A 20,980-nucleotide genomic window follows, 5' to 3' on the forward strand; every position below is an offset into this window, starting at 1 on the left:
GGACAAGAATGAAAACAATGCGCAGGATCTATTCCGTCCCTTATATTTTGTGGCTCGGTTTATTCGTGATCGCGCCTGTATTAATGATCATTTATCAATCTTTTTTTGATATGAATGGGCAATTCACGCTGAATAATTATCTATCTTATTTTACGTCGGGGACATCGCTCTCTATGACGATCAATTCTGTATGGTATGCATTTTTGATCACGTTTTTCACGCTGATCATCAGTTACCCGACTGCTTATTTTTTAACAAAACTGAAGCACAAGCAATTATGGCTGATGCTGATTATTTTGCCTACATGGGTGAATCTGCTGCTTAAAGCTTACGCATTTATTGGGATTTTCAGTGTGCACGGCAGCGTGAATCATTTCTTTGATTTTATCGGGATCGGGCCGAAACAGATATTATTCACAGACTTCAGTTTTCTGTTCGTGGCAACGTATATCGAGATTCCATTCATGATTATGCCAATTTTCAATGCATTGGAAGAGATGAATCCTTCTTTGATCAGTGCTAGCAGAGATTTAGGCGCGAATAGCTTTGAGACCTTCCGACGAGTGATTTTTCCGTTATCATTAAATGGTGTGAAAAGTGGTGTTCAAGCAGTATTTATTCCTTCTCTTTCTTTATTCATGCTGACTCGTCTGATTGGCGGAAATCGGGTGATCACTTTAGGAACGGCTATCGAACAGCATTTCTTGGTTACACAAAACTGGGGGATGGGTTCTACAATCGGTGTGATTTTAATCATTGCTATGTTTATCGTGATGCTCCTGACAGGCGAGAAGAAAAAAGGAGGTCGCTCATAAATGAAAAAATTTAAATGGTCGTATCTTTATTTAGGGATCGTTTTTTTATTCTTATATGCACCGATCTTCTATCTGATTTTTTATTCCTTCAATGAAGGAGGAACGATGAACAGCTTTACAGGATTTACTTGGGAAAATTATGAAGCTGTTTTTGAAGATACACGTTTGATCATTATCGTATTGAATACGTTCATGCTGGCTTTCTTATCTGCATTGATCGCCACGATCATCGGGACATTTGGGGCTATGGGGATCTATTATACGAAAAAACGACGTGCACGGACAGCGTTGTTGAGCATGAATAACATCTTATTAGTCTCTCCTGATGTTATTATCGGTGCTAGTTTCTTGATTTTCTTTACACTACTAGGATTCGGATTAGGTTTTCAGAGTGTATTGCTTTCCCATATTGCTTTCAGCATTCCAATCGTCGTCTTGATGGTCTTGCCAAAATTGCAGGAAATGAACGATTCAATGGTCGATGCGGCTAGAGACCTTGGTGCTAATAATTTCCAAGTAGTCAAAAATATCATTTTGCCTTATCTTTCTCCAGGAATCATAGCTGGATATTTTATGGCATTTACCTATTCTCTTGATGATTTTGCGGTTACGTTTTTCGTCACAGGAAATGGCTTTACGACGCTCTCAGTAGAGATTTATTCTCGTGCAAGACAAGGAATCAGTTTAGAAATCAATGCGCTAAGTGCGTTAGTTTTCTTGTTCTCCATGATATTGGTCATTGGATACTACTTCATTAGTAAAGAAAACCGTCCAAAACGGCTGAAGAAAAACAGAAGAGTACGCGAGGGGGTGGCACGGCTGCGATGAAAAAATTACAATCTCTGTTTTTAGGTATTCTCATCATTATTGCGGTGCTGCTGCTTGGTGTTCGTCAACTTGAAAAAACAAGTGGCATGAGTGGAGCAAAGGTACTTACCATCTATAACTGGGGAGATTATATCGATCCTAGTTTGATCACGAAATTTGAAAAAGAATATGGATACAAAGTGAATTATGAAACATTTGATTCTAATGAAGCGATGTTCACAAAAATCCAGCAAGGTGGGACAAACTACGACATCGCTATACCAAGTGAATATATGATCCAAAAAATGATCAAAGAAAAACTAGTACTTCCATTAGATCATTCGAAGATCAAAGGATTAAATAATATTGATCCACGATTTTTAGACTTGGATTTTGATCCAGATAATCAGTATTCGATTCCATATTTTTGGGGAACTTTAGGGATCGTATATAACGATAAATTCTTTGATGCAGATCAAATTAAGCATTGGGATGATTTGTGGAAGCCGGAATTAAAAGACAGTTTGATGCTGATTGACGGTGCACGAGAAGTTATGGGGCTTTCTTTGAATAGTTTAGGCTATTCTTTGAATAGTAAGAATATGGCACAGCTGACAGAAGCAGCAAATAAATTGAATCATTTAACGCCAAATGTCAAAGCAATCGTGGCAGATGAGATCAAAATGTATATGATCAATGAAGAAGCCTCCGTGGCAGTGACATTTTCTGGCGAAGCTGCCGATATGATGTGGGAAAATGAACATTTACATTATGTGATCCCACCAGAAGGTTCCAATCTTTGGTTTGATAATATCGTTATGCCAAAAACCGTGAAAAATAAAGAAGGTGCCTATGATTTCATCAACTTTATGCTAGAACCGGAAAATGCGGCACAAAATGCAGAGTATATTGGTTATTCTACACCAAATGAAAAAGCAAAAGCGTTATTGCCAAAAGACATTTCGTCGGACGAACAATTCTATCCATCTGATGACACGATCTCCCATCTTGAAGTCTACGAAGATCTAGGATCGAAATACCTAGGCATCTATAATGACCTATTCTTAGAATTCAAGATGTATCGGAAATAGCGAGAAAATAAGCAAATTTGCATAACTATAATAAAAAGGACTTAGTTTTGATGTGGAATTTTTCAAAATTAAGTCCTTTTTTATGTGGTTGAAACGGGTATGATCATTTTAAGGAAGTGATCTAAGATGAAAGGACGACTGAATAATTATCATATTAGAAAAGCTTTATTGTATTCCACAAACAAATTACTAAGAATAACAAATTAGTTTTTGTTTGTTCTTATTCCCTATTGACTTTTCTTTCAAACATGCTATTCTAATTTTATTCTAATAGTATCCGATGAGAAGGAAAGTAGACAGAAAATGGTTCAAGAGAGGCTTTGGTTGGTGTAAAAAGCTAGAAGTTGACTGTCGAAAATGGCCTTAGAGGATTTTTTGTCGAAAGGTAGGCAAAAACGAACAGTCTTTCGTTACCAAGACCACTGATTTTATTGTCAGGCTGAGAGAAAGAATGTTTTTTCTGAAAAAAGGTGGTACCACGAGTATAATCGTCCTTTTACTAGTATTTGCTAGTAAAAGGATTTTTTTTTACAAAAAACAAAGAAAAGAGTGAGTGAAATGAGCAAAAATAGACCATTTACAGTAGATCATGTCGGAAGTTTCTTACGCCCGCAATCGATCAAAGAAGCAAGAAAAAAAGTTCAAGAAGGCTTACTTTCAAAAGAAGAACTTCGTGCAATCGAAGACCAGGAAATAAAAAAATTAGTGGAAGACCAAAAAGCAGTCGGCATCAAAGGAATTACAGATGGTGAATTTCGGCGTGGATTTTGGCATCTTGATTTTTTAGAAGAACTAAATGGTATCGAAGGCTATGTTCCAGAAACTGGATATAATCAAACATTCCACGGAAAAGCAGCACCAGCTTATAATATTTGGGTAGTAGATAAATTATCTTTCAATCCAAATCACCCATTTTTAAAAGATTTTGCTTTTCTGAAAGAAGTAGTGGAAACAGATGATACTTTTGTTGCAAAAGCAACGATCCCTAGTCCCACGATGATTTTACGACAAGAGATCCTATCTAATGATGGTTCTTCAAAAATCAAGGAGATTTATCCTGATCTATCTGATTTTTATGAGGACTTGTCCTCTACTTACAAAGCAGCGATTCATGCTTTTTATGAAAAAGGTTGCCGTTACCTGCAATTCGATGATACAAATTGGGCGTTTCTAGCTGATCAAACTAAAAGAGAAGCACTTCTTCAAAAAGGAATTGATCCGAAAGAAATGGCCCATATTTGTAGAGAGATTATCAATAACGCACTGGAAGACAAACCAGAAGATTTGACGATCACAACACATATCTGCCGCGGGAATCACGCTTCTTCTTGGCTGTTTTCCGGTGGATATGAACCCATTGCAGAAGAGTTGTTTTCAACAAATTATGATGGTTTCTTTTTGGAATACGATTCTGACCGAGCAGGAGATTTTACTCCTTTAAGACATTGGAGTAACAAAGAAAGTAAAGTTGTTTTAGGATTAGTTACTTCTAAGTTTCCAGATTTGGAAGATACGGAGAAAATAAAAGAACGAATAAAAGAAGTACAACAATTTGTACCATTGGAAAATCTAAGTATCAGTCCTCAATGTGGGTTTGCTTCAACAGAAGAAGGAAACCATTTAACAGAAGAAGAACAATGGAAGAAAATCCAATTATTGCAGCAAGTCGCAAAAGAAGTTTGGCTATAAAAATGTGAGGCTTGGCAAAAAAAAGCGTCCCAAAAAGTCGGCTTTTCATGGAGTGGAGAAATCCACTCTTTTTTATTTACCTTTTATATTACGCGAATTGTAAAATTAAGTTAGAAAAATAAAAAGGCATTTATGGTACACTCAAATTGTATTTCCGACGAAAGAAAACAAAGGAGTGTAACCATAAATGACCTACAAACATCTTACCATAGACGAACTGACAATGATAGAATCATATTATCTTCAACATAATAAGCCGGTTGAAATCGCTAACCGAATGGGACGTGCTATACAAACTATTTATAATGTAGTCAATAAGTTCAAGCAAGGCAAGACTGCTCTTGATTATTGGCACCAGTATAAAGAAAATAAGAAAAAATGTGGTAGAAAAGTCATTCAATTACCTGCTCATGAAGTAGATTACATTAAAGAGAAAGTCACTCTTGGTTGGATGCCTGACGTCATTATCGGGCGAAAAGAAAGGCCTGTTTCATGCGGTATGAGAACACTTTATCGTTTATTTTCTAAAAGAATATTTGATATTGACACACTACCGATGAAAGGTAAAAGAAAACCCAATGGCCATCAGGAAAAACGGGGAAAACAACAGTATCAGCGCTCAATCCATGATCGACCTGATAATTATCCTGATTTCAATTCTGAGTTTGGTCACCTTGAAGGTGATACGATCGTTGGCATTCATCATAAAAGTGCCGTCATTACTTTAGTTGAAAGATTATCTAAAGTCATTATCACGATTAAACCCAACGGCCGTAAGGCATTAGATATTGAAACTGCCCTTAATCAATGGTTTTCTCGCTTCCCTAAAAACTTCTTTAAATCTATTACGTTTGACTGTGGAAAAGAATTTTCTAACTGGAAAGCCATTAGTAACCAACATGATATTGATATATATTTTGCGGACCCTGGAACACCTTCTCAACGCCCATTAAACGAGAATTCTAACGGGATTCTGCGTCGTAATGGACTGCCGAAATCAATGGATTTTAGAGAAGTGAATCAGACATTTATTTCCAGTGTCAGCAATCAACGTAATCATATTCCAAGAAAATCATTGAATTACAGAACACCAATCGAAATATTTTTGAGCTATGTACAAGAAGCATTTTATTCTAGCTTAATTTGACAAATCATATTATTTATTTGTTAAATAAATAGGAACAAAAAAATTAAATTACTTAATACACACATTAGGGATCATTCATTGAAGGATCAGAAGACAACGAGGATGGCGAAAAATATGATTACAATAGAAAAGTCGTTCTAAACAAATCAGTTCCTAGTATCACACAACGCAAGCCAGTCGATTTGGTGAGATTAGAGGAGTGAAAGCAAACTTTATTATATAAGAAAAAATATTCGAAAGGGATGCTAGTTTAGGTACTAGTGCTGATGAATTAATATGATGCCTCGTAATATTAGGCGTAGTTACTCTAGAGACATCACTATGGACTATGATTTGTCTCAGAGTCACAACATGTTTTTTTATGAAAAGAAACAGCTAAAATAATTAAATTGCGCAATGTTTAAACTTTCTTAAACTATAACCTAATAAATGTGAAGAAATAATGCACAATTTCTTCACATTTATCTTCTATTCTATGTACATACCAACCAACAACCCTATATACTTTTTCATTTTTACTCCTCAAGTAAAAATAACTCCTAGACCGCGGATACCCACCGCGGTCGTTTTTTTATTCTTCAATCAAAATCGCTTTGATACCCAAACCTGCCAAGATTCGGGCAGAAGTATAAGTATTCAATCCTCTTCTGAAAGTAATGTAAACTTTTTTATCTTTTGGGATTTCATTGATTCGATCTCGTAACTCATTCATTGGAATATTTTTTGTTGCCGAGATACTGCCAGAAGGTGCTTTATTAGGTTCACGTATATCTAAAAAGAACGCTTCTTTCAAATCGTTTTCGGGTATATCACTTGCTTTGATCGTTTCTACGATATTCGTCATTTGATTGATTGCGACATAACCAGCTATATTCAACGGGTCACGGGTAGTAGAATACGGTGGAGAGTAAGGCAACTCCAAATCAGGCAAATCAAAGACTGTCAAGTTTCCGGTGATCGCTATAGAAAGTTCTCCCATCCGTTTATCGACACCTTTTTCTCCAAATGCTTGTCCACCTAAAATACGACCGCTATCTGCATCAAAAATCAGCTTTAGATTTAATCTTGTAGCTTCTGGATAGAAATAGGCATGGTCAAAAGGAGTGATAAAAACAGTTTTATAATTTGTTATGCCTGATGCTTTTAATGCATGTTCTGTCATTCCCGTATAACTTGCTGTATGATCAAAGATTTTTGCGACACCTGCACCAATATATCCGCGATAGCGCATAGGCGTACCATTTAAAATATCTGCCAACATATGTCCTTGACGATTGGCCGCACTGGAAAGCATACTTTGGATCGGCTGACCAGTCACTACACTAGTCGTTTCGATAATATCGCCAATCGCATAGATGTCCGGCAGATTAGTTTGTAACTGGTCATCAACAATGATCTGGCCTGTATCTGATAATTGTATGCCGGCTGCTTTCACCACTTCATTATTCGGAGAAACACCAACAGCAAAGATTAGCATATCAGCAGAAAGGACGGAGCCATCTGATAATACTATTTCTCGACCTTTATCACGGATCTCAGTAACTCTTGTTTCTAAATGAACGGCTAATCCTTCTTTCAGCAATTTGTCATAAACTAAATCAGCAATTTCTGGATCATAAGGGAAAGCGACTTGTGGCAATTGATCGATTAAAGTCACGTCTAAGCCGCGATGCTTGAAATTCTCAGCTAATTCCAGACCCATAACACCTGCACCAAGAATGACGACATGTTGTGGATTTTTTTCTTCAAGGAACGATTTGATTCGATCCGCATCCGTCACACTACGGAGGACAAAGCCGTTTTCTGCTTCAAAAACTCCGGGAATATCCGGATAATCTGGTCTAGCACCAGAAGAGATGATCAACTTATCGTAATCTGTTTTTGTTTCTTCATTTGTGGATAGGTCTTTAACTGTTAATTGCTTAGTAGAAGGATCGATTGCTGTTACTTCGTGTTTAGTAAAGACATCGATGTTGTTTTTTGTTTTCAATATTTCTGGTGTACGTTCGATCAGCGAGTCACGGTCCGTGATTACACCACCTAAATAATAAGGCAAAGCACAACTTGCGTAAGAAATATTCTCTCCGCGTTCATAGATAATGATTTCATGTGCTTCATTCAATCGACGGAAACGAGTGGCAAATGAAGGACCGCCAGCTACACCGCCAATGACAACAACTTTCATAAAAACATCTCCTTTTCTATGTTGATCGTACTATGTTATGGCAAAAAACAGCAAATAATTGTGCCGGAAAATTATTGTTTATTTTGTCAGTAGAGAAAAATAGTAAGAAAAAAGAGAACGGTTTCGCTATGTTTCTGCATAAAAAAGAAAGAGGCTATGACAACAGGGCTGTCACAACCTCTTTCCATTGGCTTTTAATTCTCGTATTCTTCTAATTCCAAGCTTAGTTCTTCCCATTCCGACAATTTTGTTTCTTGATCTTGTCTAGCTGATTCTAAAGCTTGGTTCAGCTCATTGAGTTTTACGTGATCTTCCAGATTTTCTGGTGCGACCATTTCTTGTTCCAACCGATCGATCCATTCATCGATCCGCGTCATTTCTTCTTCAACCTGAGTGATTTTTCGTTGAAGGCTACGGATAAGCTTTTGCTGTTCTTTGCTCTGGTAATAATCGGATTTATTCGTAGGAGCAGGAGCGGATTCTGGCTCATCTTGTGCCAATAATTCGGCGATTTCTTCTTCTTCTTGTTTTTTCTCTAAATAATAATCATAGTCTCCAAGATAGACTTTACTGCCATTTTCAGAGAGTTCGACGACTTTTGTCGCGATCCGATTGATGAAATATCGGTCATGGGAAACAAAAAGCAGTGTGCCATCGTAATCGATCAATGCATTTTCTAATACTTCTTTGTTGTCAATATCTAAATGGTTTGTTGGTTCGTCCAAGATCAAAAAATTTTCTTTGTTCATCGCTAGCTTGGCTAAAGCAACCCGTGCTTTTTCACCGCCGCTTAACAGAGGGATTGGTTTTTCTACATCTTCGCCAGAAAATAAGAAAGCACCTAAAGCACTTCGAATGTCTTTTTCAGGAGTGGTAGGATGCTCATCCCACAATTCTGCTAGAATCGTCTTGTCTGTATGCAGATCAGCTTGCCCTTGATCATAATAGCCGATGGTGACATTTGTCCCTAGCGTTTCTTTGCCACGGATAAAAGGGATCTGGTGGATGATCGATTTCAGCAACGTCGATTTTCCGATACCATTCGGACCTACTAGAGCAATCGCTTCTTGTCGGCGGATATCCAAATTGATTGGTTCAGATAAGGTGACATCATCATATCCGATAGCGGCATCTTCGATTTGCAAGACAACATTTCCAGAAGGTTTTTCTATACTGAAAAGAAAGTTTGCTTGTTTCTCATCCCCTTGAGGACGATCCAGACGTTCCATTTTTTCTAATGTCTTTCTGCGACTTTGCGCCCGTTTAGTGGTAGAGGCACGAACAAGATTCCGAGCAACGAAGTCTTCTAATTTGTGGATCTCTGTCTGCTGCTTTTCATAAGCCTTCCATTCACTTGTCAGCTGTTCTGCTTTCAAGTCTAGATACTTCGAGTAGTTGCCTTTGTAATGGCGCATTTTTCTTCTGCTTAGTTCATAAACTTCATTGACTACTTTGTCTAAGAAATAACGGTCATGTGAAACAATCAGTAATGCACCGGTATAGCTTTGCAGATAATTTTCAAGCCAGGAAAGCGTCTCGATATCTAAATGGTTCGTGGGTTCGTCTAGAATCAAAATGTCAGGGTGTTGCAAAAGCATGCGAGCTAAAGCTAAACGTGTACGCTGTCCACCTGATAAAGTATCGATTTTCTGGTCATAAAAGGAAGAATCGAATTTAAAACCATGCAATACGGAACGAATTTCATTTTCATAACCATAGCCGTTTCGATCCGAAAAATCGTGTTGCAGCCGATCATATTCTTTTAAATAAGAAGTATAAGCGGGTGTATCTGGCGTACCTTCGCTAATGAAAATCTCTAGTTCACGCATCCGCTGTTCCATTTGTCTAACTTGTTCAAAAGCTTTCAGCATCTCGTTCCACACTGTTTCATTGGAATCAAGTCCTGTGTCCTGAGCGAGGTATCCGAGAGTCGCTGTTTTATTTTTAGCAATCTTTCCATCATCTGGTGCTTCAATTCCAGCAATGATCTTCAATAAAGTCGATTTTCCAGCGCCATTTCTGCCAACTAAAGCGACACGAGCGCCTGTACTGATTTCTAAATGTATGTTTTCAAATAAGACTTCTGCACCAAAATGGCGAGCAATCTGATTGGCTTGTAATAATATCATGGAATCCTCTTTTCTACTTTGTGAATTCTCCTCAAATAAAAAACTATTTTTCAATTAGTAGTCTACCATAAATTCCATCATACTGCGAGATTTGCAGAAATGATAAATAAATGGATAAAGAATAAAATTTCACAATATCTGAGCAATGGAATTGATTTTTTCCTATAAATACTGCTATGATGGAGAAATCAAAGATGTAATTAGACAATACGTGGAGGTCATTTCGTGAAAGATCATATTATTCCAAAGGCGACAGCTAAAAGACTGCCTTTGTATTATCGTTATTTAAGGATTTTAAATAATGCTGGAAAGAAAAAAGTGTCTTCAACTGAATTAAGTGAAGCCGTTCAAGTAGATAGTGCAACGATCCGTCGAGATTTTTCTTATTTTGGCGAATTAGGAAAACGTGGGTATGGGTATGATGTAGAAGATCTTATGCACTTTTTTGCGAAGACATTAAATGAAGATCAATTGACAAATGTTGCGCTGATTGGTGTAGGGAACTTGGGAAGTGCTTTACTAAAATATAAATTCCATCAAAGTAATAGCATACGTATCAGTTGTGCTTTTGATGTGAATGAAGAAATCGTTGGACGCATCGTAGACGGTATCCCCGTTTATCCAATGGAAGATATGTCGGAACAAATCAAGATCCAGCAAATCGAAGTAGCGATTTTAACGATTCCCGCTGAAAGAGCACAAGAAGTAGTCAATCAGTTAACGGAAGCAGGAATCAAAGGAATCTTGAACTTTACCGCTGCTCGATTGAATGCTCCGTCAGATGTATTGATCCAAAATGTTGATTTGACGAATGAATTGCAAACCTTGATCTATTTCTTGCATTCTGACGCAAATGCGCATTCCGAAAATACAGCAGAATAAAAATAAAAAGCGATTGAACAAATGAAGGCAAAACTTTCACTTGTTCAATCGCTTTTTTCTGTTTGGATAATGTTTATTCTGTTCGAAAGAGTTCTTCATAAGAAAGAGAATCATCTTCTGCTGTCAGTTCATCTAGTAAATGCCGGATTTTTTTAAAGTCGATGAACCGCGCTTGCCGAGAGATCTCTTTTCCATGATGAAAAACCAGAACAACTGGCGCAGTCAATACTTCAAATCTGCTAGCTACTTCTGGCGTTTCGAATGCATCCAAATGAAGTGCCGGAATATCATAATGGGTGAGCAGCTCCTCCAATCGTGGACGAACAGCGTGACAAACACTGCAATTAGGCATCGAAAGATAAACGATGGCAACGGATGATTGTTGCAGTATGTCTTGAACTTCAGACAAATTAGTGGTTTGTTTCATTTTCATTCTCCCTTTTGTGATAGAAGTGATATGTACGAGACCTTAATTTAATGGGAATAATAGAAAAAGTCAATTGAAGTGCTTCGATAAAAAATAAGAGTTGTGTAAAAATTGACAGAGCAACTTGTTTTTTTTTGAATAAAAGCGTATATTTGCAAAGCGAATGAACTAGAAATGAAAAGGAGGAAACTCATGTTTTCTTTTATTCCCAATTCGGTTTTGCAGATGAGTACGATTTTCTTATCGATCGTTATCGAAGCATTGCCCTTTGTACTATTAGGTTGTCTTATCTCAGGCGCCTTACAAGTATTTTTGACCCCAGAACGTGTGAAGCGATGGCTTCCTGAAAATCGTATATTCTCTATTTTTACTGGTTCGATCTTAGGATTTTTCTTTCCTTCATGTGAATGCGGCATCGTACCTATCGTTCATCAGTTTGTAAAAAAAGGCGTGCCGGTTCACACAGCATTTGCTTTTATGCTGACAGCGCCAATCATTAATCCCATCGTGATTTTTTCCACGTTTATCGCATTTGGCAATTCTTGGCAGATGGCAAGCTGGCGAGTGATAGGCAGCTTTTTTGTTGCACTTGTGATTGGTGTCTGGCTTGCCTATTTTCAAAAAGACGCTGTATTGAAAGAAAAAATCTCCTCTAAAGTAGCCGAAGATCACCATCATCATGCCCATGAAGAAGAACACAGTGATAAGAATGAGCCAAAAAATCGGCTGTTCCATCAAACGGGGCATGTGTTGACACATTCAATCGATGAATTTTTTGATACAGGTCGTTATTTGATTATTGGTGGGTTAATCGCAGCTGCGATGCAGACTTATTTACCAACTAGAATGATGCTAACGCTCGGCTCAACAAAGATTTTAGCCATCATTATCATGCTGTTATTAGCTTTTACGATGTCTCTTTGTTCAGAAGCAGATGCGTTTATCGGGTCTTCATTGTTAAGTCTGTTCGGCACAGCACCTGTAGCTGCCTTTTTGGTCTTTGGTCCAATGGTCGATATCAAAAATCTATTGATGATGAAACGATATTTTACAGGACGTTTTATTCTATCGCTGATCGGACTGATTGCCCTTAGCGTTGTTGGATTCACATTATTTATTTAGGAGGAAAAATATGCTGCGGTTTTTGATTTTATCTGGCTATTTCGAATTGATGATGTATTTGCAAGTCTCTGGCAAACTTGATCAATATATCAATGTCCACTATCGTTATTTAGCTATTCTTTCGATGATTTTATCCGCTCTTTTGGCTTTAGTTCAGCTGTATTTGTGGGTCAAAAACGGAAAAGCAGAGGAAGAGACGCACGAGCATGATCATGATCACGACCATGGGTTATCGAAACCTTATCAACGTGGAATCGCCTATGTACTGCTTGCTTTGCCAGTGATCGTTGGTACGTTGTTTCCAACAGTTAGTCTGGACACTACAATCGTAGAAGCCAAAGGATTTAATTTTCCGGTAAGCAAAGAATCGGTAGGTGATCCGGAAATGCAGACACAATACCTAAAGCCAGATACAAGTATTTATTTCAACAAGTCAGACTACTTAGACCAAATGAGTGAACTGAAAGAGAAGTATGGGGATAAGCAGACTATCGAGATCACAGATGAAAATTATTTAGAAGTCATGGAGCTGATCTATAATTACCCTAGCGAATTCATTGGCAAAAAAATCAGCTATGAAGGATTTGTTTACCAAACACCGAACGATAGCAATGCAGATGTCTTCTTGTTCCGCTTCGGTATTATCCATTGTGTGGCAGATTCAGGAGTCTTTGGCTTGTTAACACATATGCCTGAAGGAGTAACGGTTAAAAATGATGAGTGGTATAAAATAGAAGGAACCATCCAATCGGACTATTATCAACCATTCAAGCGTGAAATTCCATCTGTAGTTGTGACAAACGCAGAGAAAGTCGCTGCTCCGAAAAATCAGTATGTGTATCGTTCTTTTTAAAAGAAAAAAATAAATGAACATAGCTCAGACAGTTGACGTGTAAGGACGTCGGTTGTCTGGCTTTTTTTGTATGAGATATTTGGCTATTTGATATGTTTTGTAAAATGATATTTATTTTAGAAGTTGCATGCTGAATGTAGTTAATAGCGGTTTCAAAGGTGTTGGAAAAGATTGTGAAGAGAATTACAATTTATTCCTAACATGTATGTTGAAAAGTTGTATGAAATGATTTTGATAGTAAAATATCGAGTGGAGGTACTTTGTATGATAACACGTATATTTATTTTGGATGACAGTTTGGTTTTTGAAAAAATGATAGAAGATATTTTGGAAGAATCCAGAAATTTACTGATTCCTTGGAATTTCGAGATAATCAAGGGATTGAACGTCATGCAGTTTGTTGAATTTGTCAAAAACAATGATATTCGTTCATCGGATATTTTTTTCTTGATATCGATTTGAACGCTTATTACAGCGGGATTGAACTAGGAGAAATGCTTAGAGAAAAGAACGCGAAGTGTAAAATTGTTTATTTGACCTCTCATCCGAATAAAGCAATAGCTGTTATTAACCGAAATATTACGCCTAGCGGGTATTTGATAAAAGAATTCACTTATGAAAAAAATAAAAAAAACATCCAAAGTTACTTATTGAAAGAAAAAGAGAACGAGCCTGTTCAACAAGCGAACAAAAAAAAGTGGACGTCTGTTCGTTATGGCAATAGCGATCATTATATCCATTACGATGAGATTCTTTATCTAATGAGCATGCCAGGCTATAAAAATAAGATAGGTTTGGTATTGAAAGACGAAGAGACACTCATAAACGGCACAATAAAAAAATATAAAAAAACACTGGAATATGAGTATTTATGTAAAGATTTAAAAGTCTACATCATTAATACTGAAAACATTACATCTATTAGCCGAGTAAATGAAGTAGTAACGTTTACGAATGGAGAACAACTAGAGATGGGTAAGAGAAGTATTGATAAACTAAAGAAATTTATTCAAGAAAAGATAAGGAATGAATCATTTTAAAAAATTAAAAATAAAGGATCATATCTCACTTTTTAGTAAACAGACTTAAGTTAATCATGCAAGTTCCTTCTTCCATTTTGTTTCTCTAATACTCGGACCAAGATGCTGATCTCACCCCTTCTACTAAACAGTGTTCCAGAAGTAGTTTCTTCGAAAAATAAGATAGGATTCACAAAAATTTAAGAAACCATTTTCGTGAATCCTGTCTTATTTCGTGAAGCTAATCACTTCTGTCACAACCTTTTCTTTGTTACACTTCGTTTATTTAAAAAGCCGTTTTTTTCGTTTCAACATGATGGCATCACGCTTTACTTTGAAGTTGCGGATGTTATGGTTAAAGACTTCCGATAATACGAGACCTAAAGCAATTGCTCCAGCTATCATGATTGCTTGGACCGCATAGTGAGCTGCTTCTTGATAGGATTCAGTAACGAGATTCCGAACCGCTTGATAAGCCAAACCACCCGGAACTAAAGGAACCATCCCAGGAATATTGAAAATCGTTACAGGCATTCTCAAACGCTTAGAGAAAAGATCACTGATGAATGCGACTCCTAAAGAGCCAAGCAATGACCCGAAAGCAGCAGATCCGCCCATTTGAACACAGATCCAGTAGATCATCCAGCCGAAAGCACCAGAAAGACCACAACAAATCAATGAACGCCTAGGGACATTTGTAACAATGGCAAATGCCGCAGTCGCTAAAAAACTAAAAGAAAATTGAATAAATATCGTGCCCATACTCGTGCTCCTTTCTTAATAAAAAAGCTGGAAAATAAAAGCAATCGCAAAACCAATCATCGTAGCAGTCATCATCGCTTCTGTTCCGCGAGAAACCCCTGACACATAATGACCAGCTAGCAAATCACGGATAGCATTCGTAATTTGAACCCCAGGAACCAAAGGCATCACACATCCGATAATAATTAAATCCTGATTGCTTCCTAAGCCAAAACGAACACTGTAGATAGCAGCTATGCCAATCAATAAAGAAGATAAAAATTCCGATAAAAATTTGATTCTAAAAAATTTCAAACTATACAGATAAACTGCGTATCCCCATCCACCAATAATTAAAGTCACAGGCAAATCGGTCATCTTTCCGCCGAATAACACCATGATCGTTCCACTGATAACTGCCGCACTAACGATCTGCAACCAGACAGGAAAGAACGAACGGTCTCGGTCGATTGCCTGCAATTCACTGTAAAGTTCTTCTAATGTTAGTTCTGAAGCAACATACTTACGTGAAAGATCATTCACTTTTACTACTTTTTCTAAATTGATCGAACGGTTGGTGATTTGTTCCATTCGAATGGTCGAGGTACGATCAAGACCAATAAAGAGACCAGTCTGCGTGACATAGCTGACCAAACGGAAATTTCCAGAAGCTAAAGCAATTCGACTCATCGTATCTTCTACCCGATACATCTCTGCATTGCTTTCCATCATGATTTTCCCAGCGAGTAGACAAGTGTCTAGCAGCAGATCTAATTCTTTTCCCGTCATAGCATCTTCTCCAATAATTGATTGATTAGTTTTATTTTACTACAAAACATATCGGAAGCGTAAAGAATAAAAAAACTTGAGGAAGGAGTGAAAGAGGCGTATACTGTTTTTGTATCGCGGGTGTAGTTTAGTGGTAAAATCCCAGCTTCCCAAGCTGATGTCGCGGGTTCGATTCCCGTCACCCGCTTAAAAGAGGCTGTGAAAAAGCTGTCCTGCATCAAGTAATATGAATAGTCAAGCAAAAAAGCTTCTTATGTTTTTGACTTGGTTGGACTTATTACCGCAGATGCAAGCTTTTGAACACTGTTTACCAAGAGGTCGTACAGAAGCCGTTTAGTTTTGAGTATTAAGAAAAATTTTTTGAATGATAATAAATACCTTGTAAATAGTGTTTTGTGATTGAGTAGAGACGATGAATCCGTCTCTTTTTTTGTATTCTTAAGCCGTCTAAAAACTGGTTTTATTTTTTTACTGTTTCTATTTCTTTCCAGTATTTATTTATAGGGGAACATATGTTAAGATTTAGGGGGGCTGTTAGTAAAGGAGTAAAGAAATGAGCAAAAAAACAACCAAGGCGATCGTGGGGATCGTCGCTGCTGTGATTGCAGGGGCACTCGGTATTTCCACCACACAAAAAGATTCAGATATCTTCCAACAAATTACAACCATTTTTGATTCCACACCGCAAGCTTCTCAAGTAGCGGATGTGCCAGAATATGATGGAAAACATCAAGAAATAGAAATCAATGGGAATCAGCCGGAGTTTACAAAAGAGGATCTTAGTCTTTCCAAAGGGACATGGGAAAGCTATTCAAATATAGACAAATTGAACAGAGTAGGACAAGCCAATGCGATGTTGGGAAAAGACTTGTTTCCTACTGAAAAGAGAGAACCTTTGTATATTGATCCGACAGGTTGGAAACAAAAGAAATTAAGTGACGGACAATGGTTATACAACCGCAGCCATTTGATTGGTTTCCAGTTGACTGGTCAAAATAATAACATTAAAAACTTAATGACAGGGACACGTTCGTTGAATGCTCCGTACATGCTTGCCCACGAAAATGATATTGCGGCATATATCAAGGAAACAAATCATCATGTACGCTATCGTGTCACTCCTCATTTCGAGGGAAATGAACTGGTAGCAAGAGGTGTGCAGTTGGAAGCAGAAAGCATTGAAGACAAAAAAATTGAATTCAATGTCTTTATCTACAATGTTCAAGATGGCTACACCATCAATTATGAGACAGGGCAAGCAACGAAAACGAAAAATTAGTAGCAGCAATTCGAATTTTTTATGAACTTTATGAAAAAATTGTGTAAAAACATACTTTCAAAGAAATATAGCGTATACTTTATGGAAAGAGGGCTTTTGAAAAAGCCACAGAAAAAAGGAAAAATCAGACAAATCGTGTTTCTTAATTTATTCAGAAGTTTGGAATATTTGTTTGTAGTTTTCCCTTTCTTCGAGTAAAATAAGGGTGTAGAAGGTAAGCTGGAATTACCTTGCGGGAAAGAGGTGTAGAATCATGGGTTTTACAGATGAAACCGTACGTTTTGGTTTTGACGATAGTCGCAAAAAAGAAGTGAGCGAAACATTAGCGATTGTTTATCGGGCTTTGGAAGAAAAAGGCTACAATCCAATCAATCAGATTGTCGGCTACTTGCTTTCTGGAGACCCGGCCTACATTCCTCGTTATCGTGATGCACGAAATTTGATTCGCCGTCACGAACGCGATGAAATCATGGAAGTAATTGTCAAAGACTACCTCTCAAATCATGGAGTGAATTTATGAGAGTAATGGGCTTGGATGTCGGTTCTAAGACAGTAGGCGTTGCTGTGAGCGATCCCTTTGGCTGGACAGCTCAAGGAGTAGAAATCATTCGAATCAATGAGGCAGAAGAAGAGTTTGGTTTTGATCGGTTGAAGGAATTAGTGGCGCAGTACGAAGTAGACCGTTTTGTAGTTGGATTACCTAAGAATATGAACAATTCCATCGGACCAAGGGCAGAAGCTTCCATGTCATATGGAGAGAAGATCAAAGAACTATTCTCCTTGCCGGTTGATTATCAAGATGAACGACTAACCACTGTTCAGGCAGAACGTATGCTAGTAGAGCAGGCAAATACTTCAAGAGCGAAACGAAAAAAAGTCATCGATAAATTAGCAGCTGTGATGATCTTACAAAATTATTTAGACGGCTCAGGTAAGCAATTATTTTAATAATAAAAGAAAAGAGGTAATCTTATGACAGAACATAACCATTCCCACGACCATGAAGGACACGAACACATCACATTGGTGGATGACCAAGGAAATGAAACATTATATGAAATCCTACTAACAGTTGACGGACAAGAAGAATTTGGACGTAACTATGTTCTTTTATATCCTGCTGGTGTTTCAGAAGATGAAGATGTAGAATTACAAGCTTATGCATACATCGAAAACGAAGATGGAACAGAAGGCGAGTTAGAACAAATCGAAACAGACGCAGAATGGGACATGATTGAAGAAGTATTCAATACATTCATGGCTGAAGAAGAAGAATAAGCTTTAAATGATAGCTGAACCCTTGGTAGTTAAGGGTTCAGCTTTTTTGTATGTTGAATTGAATACGAGATTGAATACGTTCCGCTAGAAATTTAGGTGCTCTGCAAGCTTTTCAACGGTTTTTTCTTTGGTTTCTTTAGTTAGATGAGCATAAGTATCCATTGTTAATTTGATTGATGAGTGTCTAAGCCGTTCTTGAACTTCCTTCATCGAGACTCCTGACTCTAACAGCATACTAGCATGAGTATGTCTGGTTACATGATTACCTAGAAATGGAATACCAGAATTCTTGCAGATTGTGATCATACGAGAATAAATAGCATGTTTAGTAATGATTTCCTTGTAGATTCCACAAAAAATCATTGTTGGATCAGTAATACCAAGGGTTAACATATATCTTTTTTGATTGATTTGCCATTTCTTTAGCCAATTAATTGTTTTATTGTCTAAAGATAGAGAACCATAGCTATTTCTCGTTTTTGGACTTGAAATTTTGTACCCATATTTTGTTTGGCTTAAGGTTTTGTTTATAGTGACGGTTTTTGAATCAAAGTCAATATCTGACCAGTTCAAAGCTAAAGCCTCACTAATTCGACAACCACTAAAAAATAGAAAGCGAAGTAGCGTTTTATCGTAATCTGTTCTATAGGTACTTCCTTTTGATTCCAAGTATTGGAAGAGGACTTCTAGTTGATCTCGTGAATAAATTTTGACAGCATCTTTCTTTTGTTCAATATTTTTATTGGGCATGATTACAAGTTCACAGGGGTTTTTAGTAATTAGCCCCAAAGTCATTGCGTATTTAAAAATACGGCTTACAGTAGAATGTAGGACTTTATATTGATTCGTCATTTTTGCCCATTGATTCAATATTTTCTGAACGTGTTTTACAGTGATTTCTTTGATCCTGAATTTACCGTATTTTGGAAGAATCCATTTATTGAACTTGATCTCAATTTTTAATTTAGTGACTTCCTTTACAGTGGTTTTATAGCTTTCATACCAAAGTTGATAGATTTCTTGAAAAGTCTCGTTTGTATCCTGTTTAAGCCCGTTCTCTTCAAAGTCTACAAGTAGTCTATTAAGTTCGATTTGTGCTTCTTTTTTTGTTTTAAAATTCCTACGTGTAGTACGGACTTCTTTACCAGTTAATGGATTGATTCCAAGGTAAGTTTGAAACAACCATGCTTTGGTTCCGTCTTTCTTTTCATATTGTTTAATTGTTGCCATTATTTTTCCTCCTATCAGTTGCGTGGCGTGCTTTTGATAGGAAAAATATTTATGATAAATGTTTTTTTACAATTTCATTTAACGAATGGTCAATTACAGATTTTAGTTCGAAAAGCTCTGTGGGGGATAATTCACGGTTTCCTTTTTCCCCAGTTAATAAAAATTGAATCAAACCGATAAGATTGAGCGATATTTCTTTTACATCTGGATTATCAATTTTTGAAATTGCGTTAAGATAAGTAGCGAAGCTTTTAATTATTCTATTTACTTCTTCGCTAGAGAGGTGTTCCAAAGAGTCTAGTGCTACTTCGGATAGAAAATACATTGATTCTGTGACGCTTGAATCGACGCCAGTCATAAGATAAAGTTCAGAAACCCCGCCAATTTCTGCAATCTTTTTAATTCTTTCTGAGTTTGGAAGGTTTTTACCATTTTCCCAGTTACTTACAACAGCTTTATCAGCCATAGGAGAGAATAGTTTGCCGAATTCTTCTAATGTCATATTCTCTTTTTTTCTTATTTCCCTTATGCGTTTTCCAATCATTTTAATATTTTTATTGTCATCAGGCATTACTTGTCACCTCCTATTTAAGTTTAACATGATTGATAAAGAAGTTACACAATTTTATTACCAGAGATTGACATTAGGATAAATTATGGTAATATTTAAGTTGTAATATTTCATAACTTAAAAAGACGGAGGTAATTGCAATGAGAGTTCGCGGCTATAGAACAATGCTGGGTTTGACTCAAGAACAGATTTCTAAACTGATAGGAATTAGTAAGCAGAGTTATAGTTTAAAGGAACGAGGTAGAATTAAATTTAGCGACAATGAAAAAGTTAAACTCAAAAAACTTTTTAAAGAAGTAAAAAATGATATAACCATTGATGAAATTTTTTTTGTTGATTAAGTTATAAAAAAATACAACTCAAGGAGGGGGATTATGGGGTTTCAACAAATTCAAGTGATACTTCCAGACGAAATGGATCAATCATTGCGCAAATATTTTTATCAAGTCGCTAAGGAAGCTGTTGATCAAGTTCGTATGGAGACATCTTTAAGCAAAGAAATTTTCCGGCTCGGAGAAGCATGTGAATATTTGAGTTGTAGTAGAAGTACACTAAAAAAATTCATTAATCAGCGTGGTTTAAAGGTGAGTGTCATCGGAGACTGTCAATTTATCAGAAAAGAAGAGTTAGCAAGATTTATTAAAGAGTATGAAGTTTAAAATAAGTGCGTGGCGTGCTTTCAAGAGGAAAAATGAGGTGGGTAAATGACTGAAGATGAAGAAGTGAATTTGATTATGAAAGAGATTGAATATTATTTATCATTCGATTTGTTGCAGCAAGAATATGCCGCAAAGGAAATTAGAAATGCGTTGAGAAAAATAAAAAAGAGTGCCCCGCTAAGTTTGACGACCAGGGGGACACTCAAGAATAAAGTTCTAAACAAACTTTATTTGACTACATTTTAACATTTTTTAGAAAGAAGATGA

General features: G+C 36.9%; 22 protein-coding genes, 1 tRNA gene, 1 pseudogene and 1 other annotated feature. Of the genes and pseudogenes, 17 read left to right on the top strand and 7 right to left on the bottom strand.

Annotated elements, in window-relative coordinates; genetic code table 11:
* The first annotated feature begins 8 nt into the window (after positions 1-8).
* From IGK53_RS03135 to IGK53_RS03155, 5 genes are all read left to right on the top strand, one after another.
* Positions 9-815 (top strand): ABC transporter permease, encoded by an 807-nt coding sequence (locus IGK53_RS03135; protein WP_002287038.1) that lies wholly within the window; start codon positions 9-11, stop codon positions 813-815.
* The gene (locus IGK53_RS03140) at positions 816-1,643 is read left to right on the top strand and encodes an ABC transporter permease (protein WP_002287036.1); all 828 of its coding nucleotides are present in this window, start codon (positions 816-818) and stop codon (positions 1,641-1,643) included.
* Positions 1,640-2,713, top strand: coding sequence for an ABC transporter substrate-binding protein (locus IGK53_RS03145; protein ID WP_002293464.1), 1,074 nt, complete (start codon positions 1,640-1,642; stop codon positions 2,711-2,713). The genes IGK53_RS03140 and IGK53_RS03145 overlap by 4 nt, the downstream gene beginning before the upstream one ends.
* Positions 2,714-2,984: 271 nt before the next feature.
* Positions 2,985-3,212: a binding site (T-box leader), on the top strand.
* A gap of 59 nt (positions 3,213-3,271) precedes the next feature.
* On the top strand, positions 3,272-4,402 hold the full coding sequence (locus IGK53_RS03150) for a 5-methyltetrahydropteroyltriglutamate--homocysteine S-methyltransferase (RefSeq protein ID WP_430604985.1): 1,131 nt from the start codon (positions 3,272-3,274) through the stop codon (positions 4,400-4,402).
* 187 nt (positions 4,403-4,589) lie between these two features.
* Entirely contained in the window at positions 4,590-5,549 is a 960-nt protein-coding gene (locus IGK53_RS03155; RefSeq protein ID WP_002336011.1) for an IS30-like element IS6770 family transposase, read from the top strand.
* Between the two features lie 571 nt (positions 5,550-6,120).
* On the opposite strand, the gene IGK53_RS03160 is transcribed toward IGK53_RS03155, so the two are convergent.
* Both IGK53_RS03160 and IGK53_RS03165 read right to left on the bottom strand, forming a co-directional pair.
* Complete coding sequence (locus IGK53_RS03160) at positions 6,121-7,734, bottom strand: FAD-dependent oxidoreductase (protein ID WP_002290873.1); 1,614 nt, start codon at positions 7,732-7,734, stop codon at positions 6,121-6,123.
* A gap of 194 nt (positions 7,735-7,928) precedes the next feature.
* Positions 7,929-9,863 (bottom strand): ABC-F family ATP-binding cassette domain-containing protein, encoded by a 1,935-nt coding sequence (locus IGK53_RS03165; RefSeq protein WP_142666999.1) that lies wholly within the window; start codon positions 9,861-9,863, stop codon positions 7,929-7,931.
* Between the two features lie 225 nt (positions 9,864-10,088).
* Here IGK53_RS03165 and IGK53_RS03170 point away from each other — a divergent pair, with 225 nt between their 5' ends.
* Entirely contained in the window at positions 10,089-10,745 is a 657-nt protein-coding gene (locus IGK53_RS03170) for a redox-sensing transcriptional repressor Rex (protein WP_002290875.1), read from the top strand.
* Positions 10,746-10,818: 73 nt separating this feature from the next.
* On the opposite strand, the gene IGK53_RS03175 is transcribed toward IGK53_RS03170, so the two are convergent.
* On the bottom strand, positions 10,819-11,172 hold the full coding sequence (locus IGK53_RS03175) for a thioredoxin family protein (RefSeq protein ID WP_002290876.1): 354 nt from the start codon (positions 11,170-11,172) through the stop codon (positions 10,819-10,821).
* 192 nt (positions 11,173-11,364) lie between these two features.
* On the opposite strand from IGK53_RS03175, the gene IGK53_RS03180 reads away from it, so the two are divergent.
* The 3 genes and pseudogenes from IGK53_RS03180 (at position 11,365) to IGK53_RS03190 (ending at position 14,187) form a co-directional block, all read left to right on the top strand.
* Complete coding sequence (locus tag IGK53_RS03180; RefSeq protein WP_002290877.1) at positions 11,365-12,294, top strand: permease; 930 nt, start codon at positions 11,365-11,367, stop codon at positions 12,292-12,294.
* 10 nt (positions 12,295-12,304) lie between these two features.
* The gene (locus tag IGK53_RS03185; RefSeq protein ID WP_002290878.1) at positions 12,305-13,147 is read left to right on the top strand and encodes a TIGR03943 family putative permease subunit; all 843 of its coding nucleotides are present in this window, start codon (positions 12,305-12,307) and stop codon (positions 13,145-13,147) included.
* 264 nt (positions 13,148-13,411) lie between these two features.
* Positions 13,412-14,187: pseudogene (locus IGK53_RS03190) on the top strand (LytR/AlgR family response regulator transcription factor).
* A gap of 261 nt (positions 14,188-14,448) precedes the next feature.
* On the opposite strand, the gene IGK53_RS03195 reads toward IGK53_RS03190, so the two are convergent.
* Together IGK53_RS03195 and IGK53_RS03200 are read right to left on the bottom strand one after the other, a co-directional pair.
* Positions 14,449-14,928 (bottom strand): threonine/serine exporter family protein, encoded by a 480-nt coding sequence (locus IGK53_RS03195; protein ID WP_002290881.1) that lies wholly within the window; start codon positions 14,926-14,928, stop codon positions 14,449-14,451.
* A 15-nt stretch (positions 14,929-14,943) separates the two neighbouring features.
* A complete protein-coding gene (locus IGK53_RS03200; protein WP_002290882.1) occupies positions 14,944-15,696 on the bottom strand; it encodes a threonine/serine exporter family protein in 753 nt (250 codons plus the stop codon).
* 116 nt (positions 15,697-15,812) lie between these two features.
* Here IGK53_RS03200 and IGK53_RS03205 point away from each other — a divergent pair.
* The 5 genes from IGK53_RS03205 (at position 15,813) to IGK53_RS03225 (ending at position 18,253) form a co-directional block, all read left to right on the top strand.
* Positions 15,813-15,883 (top strand) — tRNA-Gly (locus tag IGK53_RS03205).
* A 366-nt stretch (positions 15,884-16,249) separates the two neighbouring features.
* On the top strand, positions 16,250-16,975 hold the full coding sequence (locus tag IGK53_RS03210; RefSeq protein ID WP_002290883.1) for a DNA/RNA non-specific endonuclease: 726 nt from the start codon (positions 16,250-16,252) through the stop codon (positions 16,973-16,975).
* Positions 16,976-17,228: 253 nt separating this feature from the next.
* Positions 17,229-17,495, top strand: a complete 267-nt coding sequence (locus tag IGK53_RS03215; protein WP_002290885.1) for an IreB family regulatory phosphoprotein — start codon at positions 17,229-17,231, stop codon at positions 17,493-17,495.
* Positions 17,492-17,923 carry a Holliday junction resolvase RuvX gene (gene ruvX / locus IGK53_RS03220; RefSeq protein WP_002290886.1) on the top strand — a complete coding sequence of 144 codons (432 nt, stop codon included), beginning with the start codon at positions 17,492-17,494 and terminating at the stop codon, positions 17,921-17,923. Before IGK53_RS03215 ends, ruvX begins: the two co-directional genes overlap by 4 nt.
* Positions 17,924-17,947: 24 nt before the next feature.
* Entirely contained in the window at positions 17,948-18,253 is a 306-nt protein-coding gene (locus tag IGK53_RS03225; RefSeq protein ID WP_002290887.1) for a DUF1292 domain-containing protein, read from the top strand.
* Between the two features lie 84 nt (positions 18,254-18,337).
* Here IGK53_RS03225 and IGK53_RS03230 read toward each other — a convergent pair whose 3' ends face one another.
* Together IGK53_RS03230 and IGK53_RS03235 are read right to left on the bottom strand one after the other, a co-directional pair.
* A complete protein-coding gene (locus tag IGK53_RS03230) occupies positions 18,338-19,483 on the bottom strand; it encodes a site-specific integrase (RefSeq protein ID WP_196019000.1) in 1,146 nt (381 codons plus the stop codon).
* 49 nt (positions 19,484-19,532) lie between these two features.
* Positions 19,533-20,054, bottom strand: coding sequence for a helix-turn-helix domain-containing protein (locus tag IGK53_RS03235; protein WP_002332571.1), 522 nt, complete (start codon positions 20,052-20,054; stop codon positions 19,533-19,535).
* A 140-nt stretch (positions 20,055-20,194) separates the two neighbouring features.
* Between IGK53_RS03235 and IGK53_RS03240 the strand changes: the two genes are divergently transcribed.
* Genes IGK53_RS03240 through IGK53_RS03250 form a run of 3 tightly spaced genes read left to right on the top strand, consistent with a single transcriptional unit; the run spans position 20,195 to position 20,959 of the window.
* Positions 20,195-20,395 (top strand): helix-turn-helix transcriptional regulator, encoded by a 201-nt coding sequence (locus IGK53_RS03240; RefSeq protein WP_002331602.1) that lies wholly within the window; start codon positions 20,195-20,197, stop codon positions 20,393-20,395.
* A 33-nt stretch (positions 20,396-20,428) separates the two neighbouring features.
* Positions 20,429-20,713 (top strand): helix-turn-helix domain-containing protein, encoded by a 285-nt coding sequence (locus IGK53_RS03245; protein ID WP_002331601.1) that lies wholly within the window; start codon positions 20,429-20,431, stop codon positions 20,711-20,713.
* Positions 20,714-20,758: 45 nt separating this feature from the next.
* Complete coding sequence (locus tag IGK53_RS03250; RefSeq protein ID WP_002331600.1) at positions 20,759-20,959, top strand: hypothetical protein; 201 nt, start codon at positions 20,759-20,761, stop codon at positions 20,957-20,959.
* Positions 20,960-20,980 lie beyond the last annotated feature (21 nt).

This window comes from Enterococcus sp. DIV1224 (genome assembly GCF_050555455.1).
Classification (GTDB): Bacteria; Bacillota; Bacilli; order Lactobacillales; family Enterococcaceae; genus Enterococcus_B; species Enterococcus_B lactis.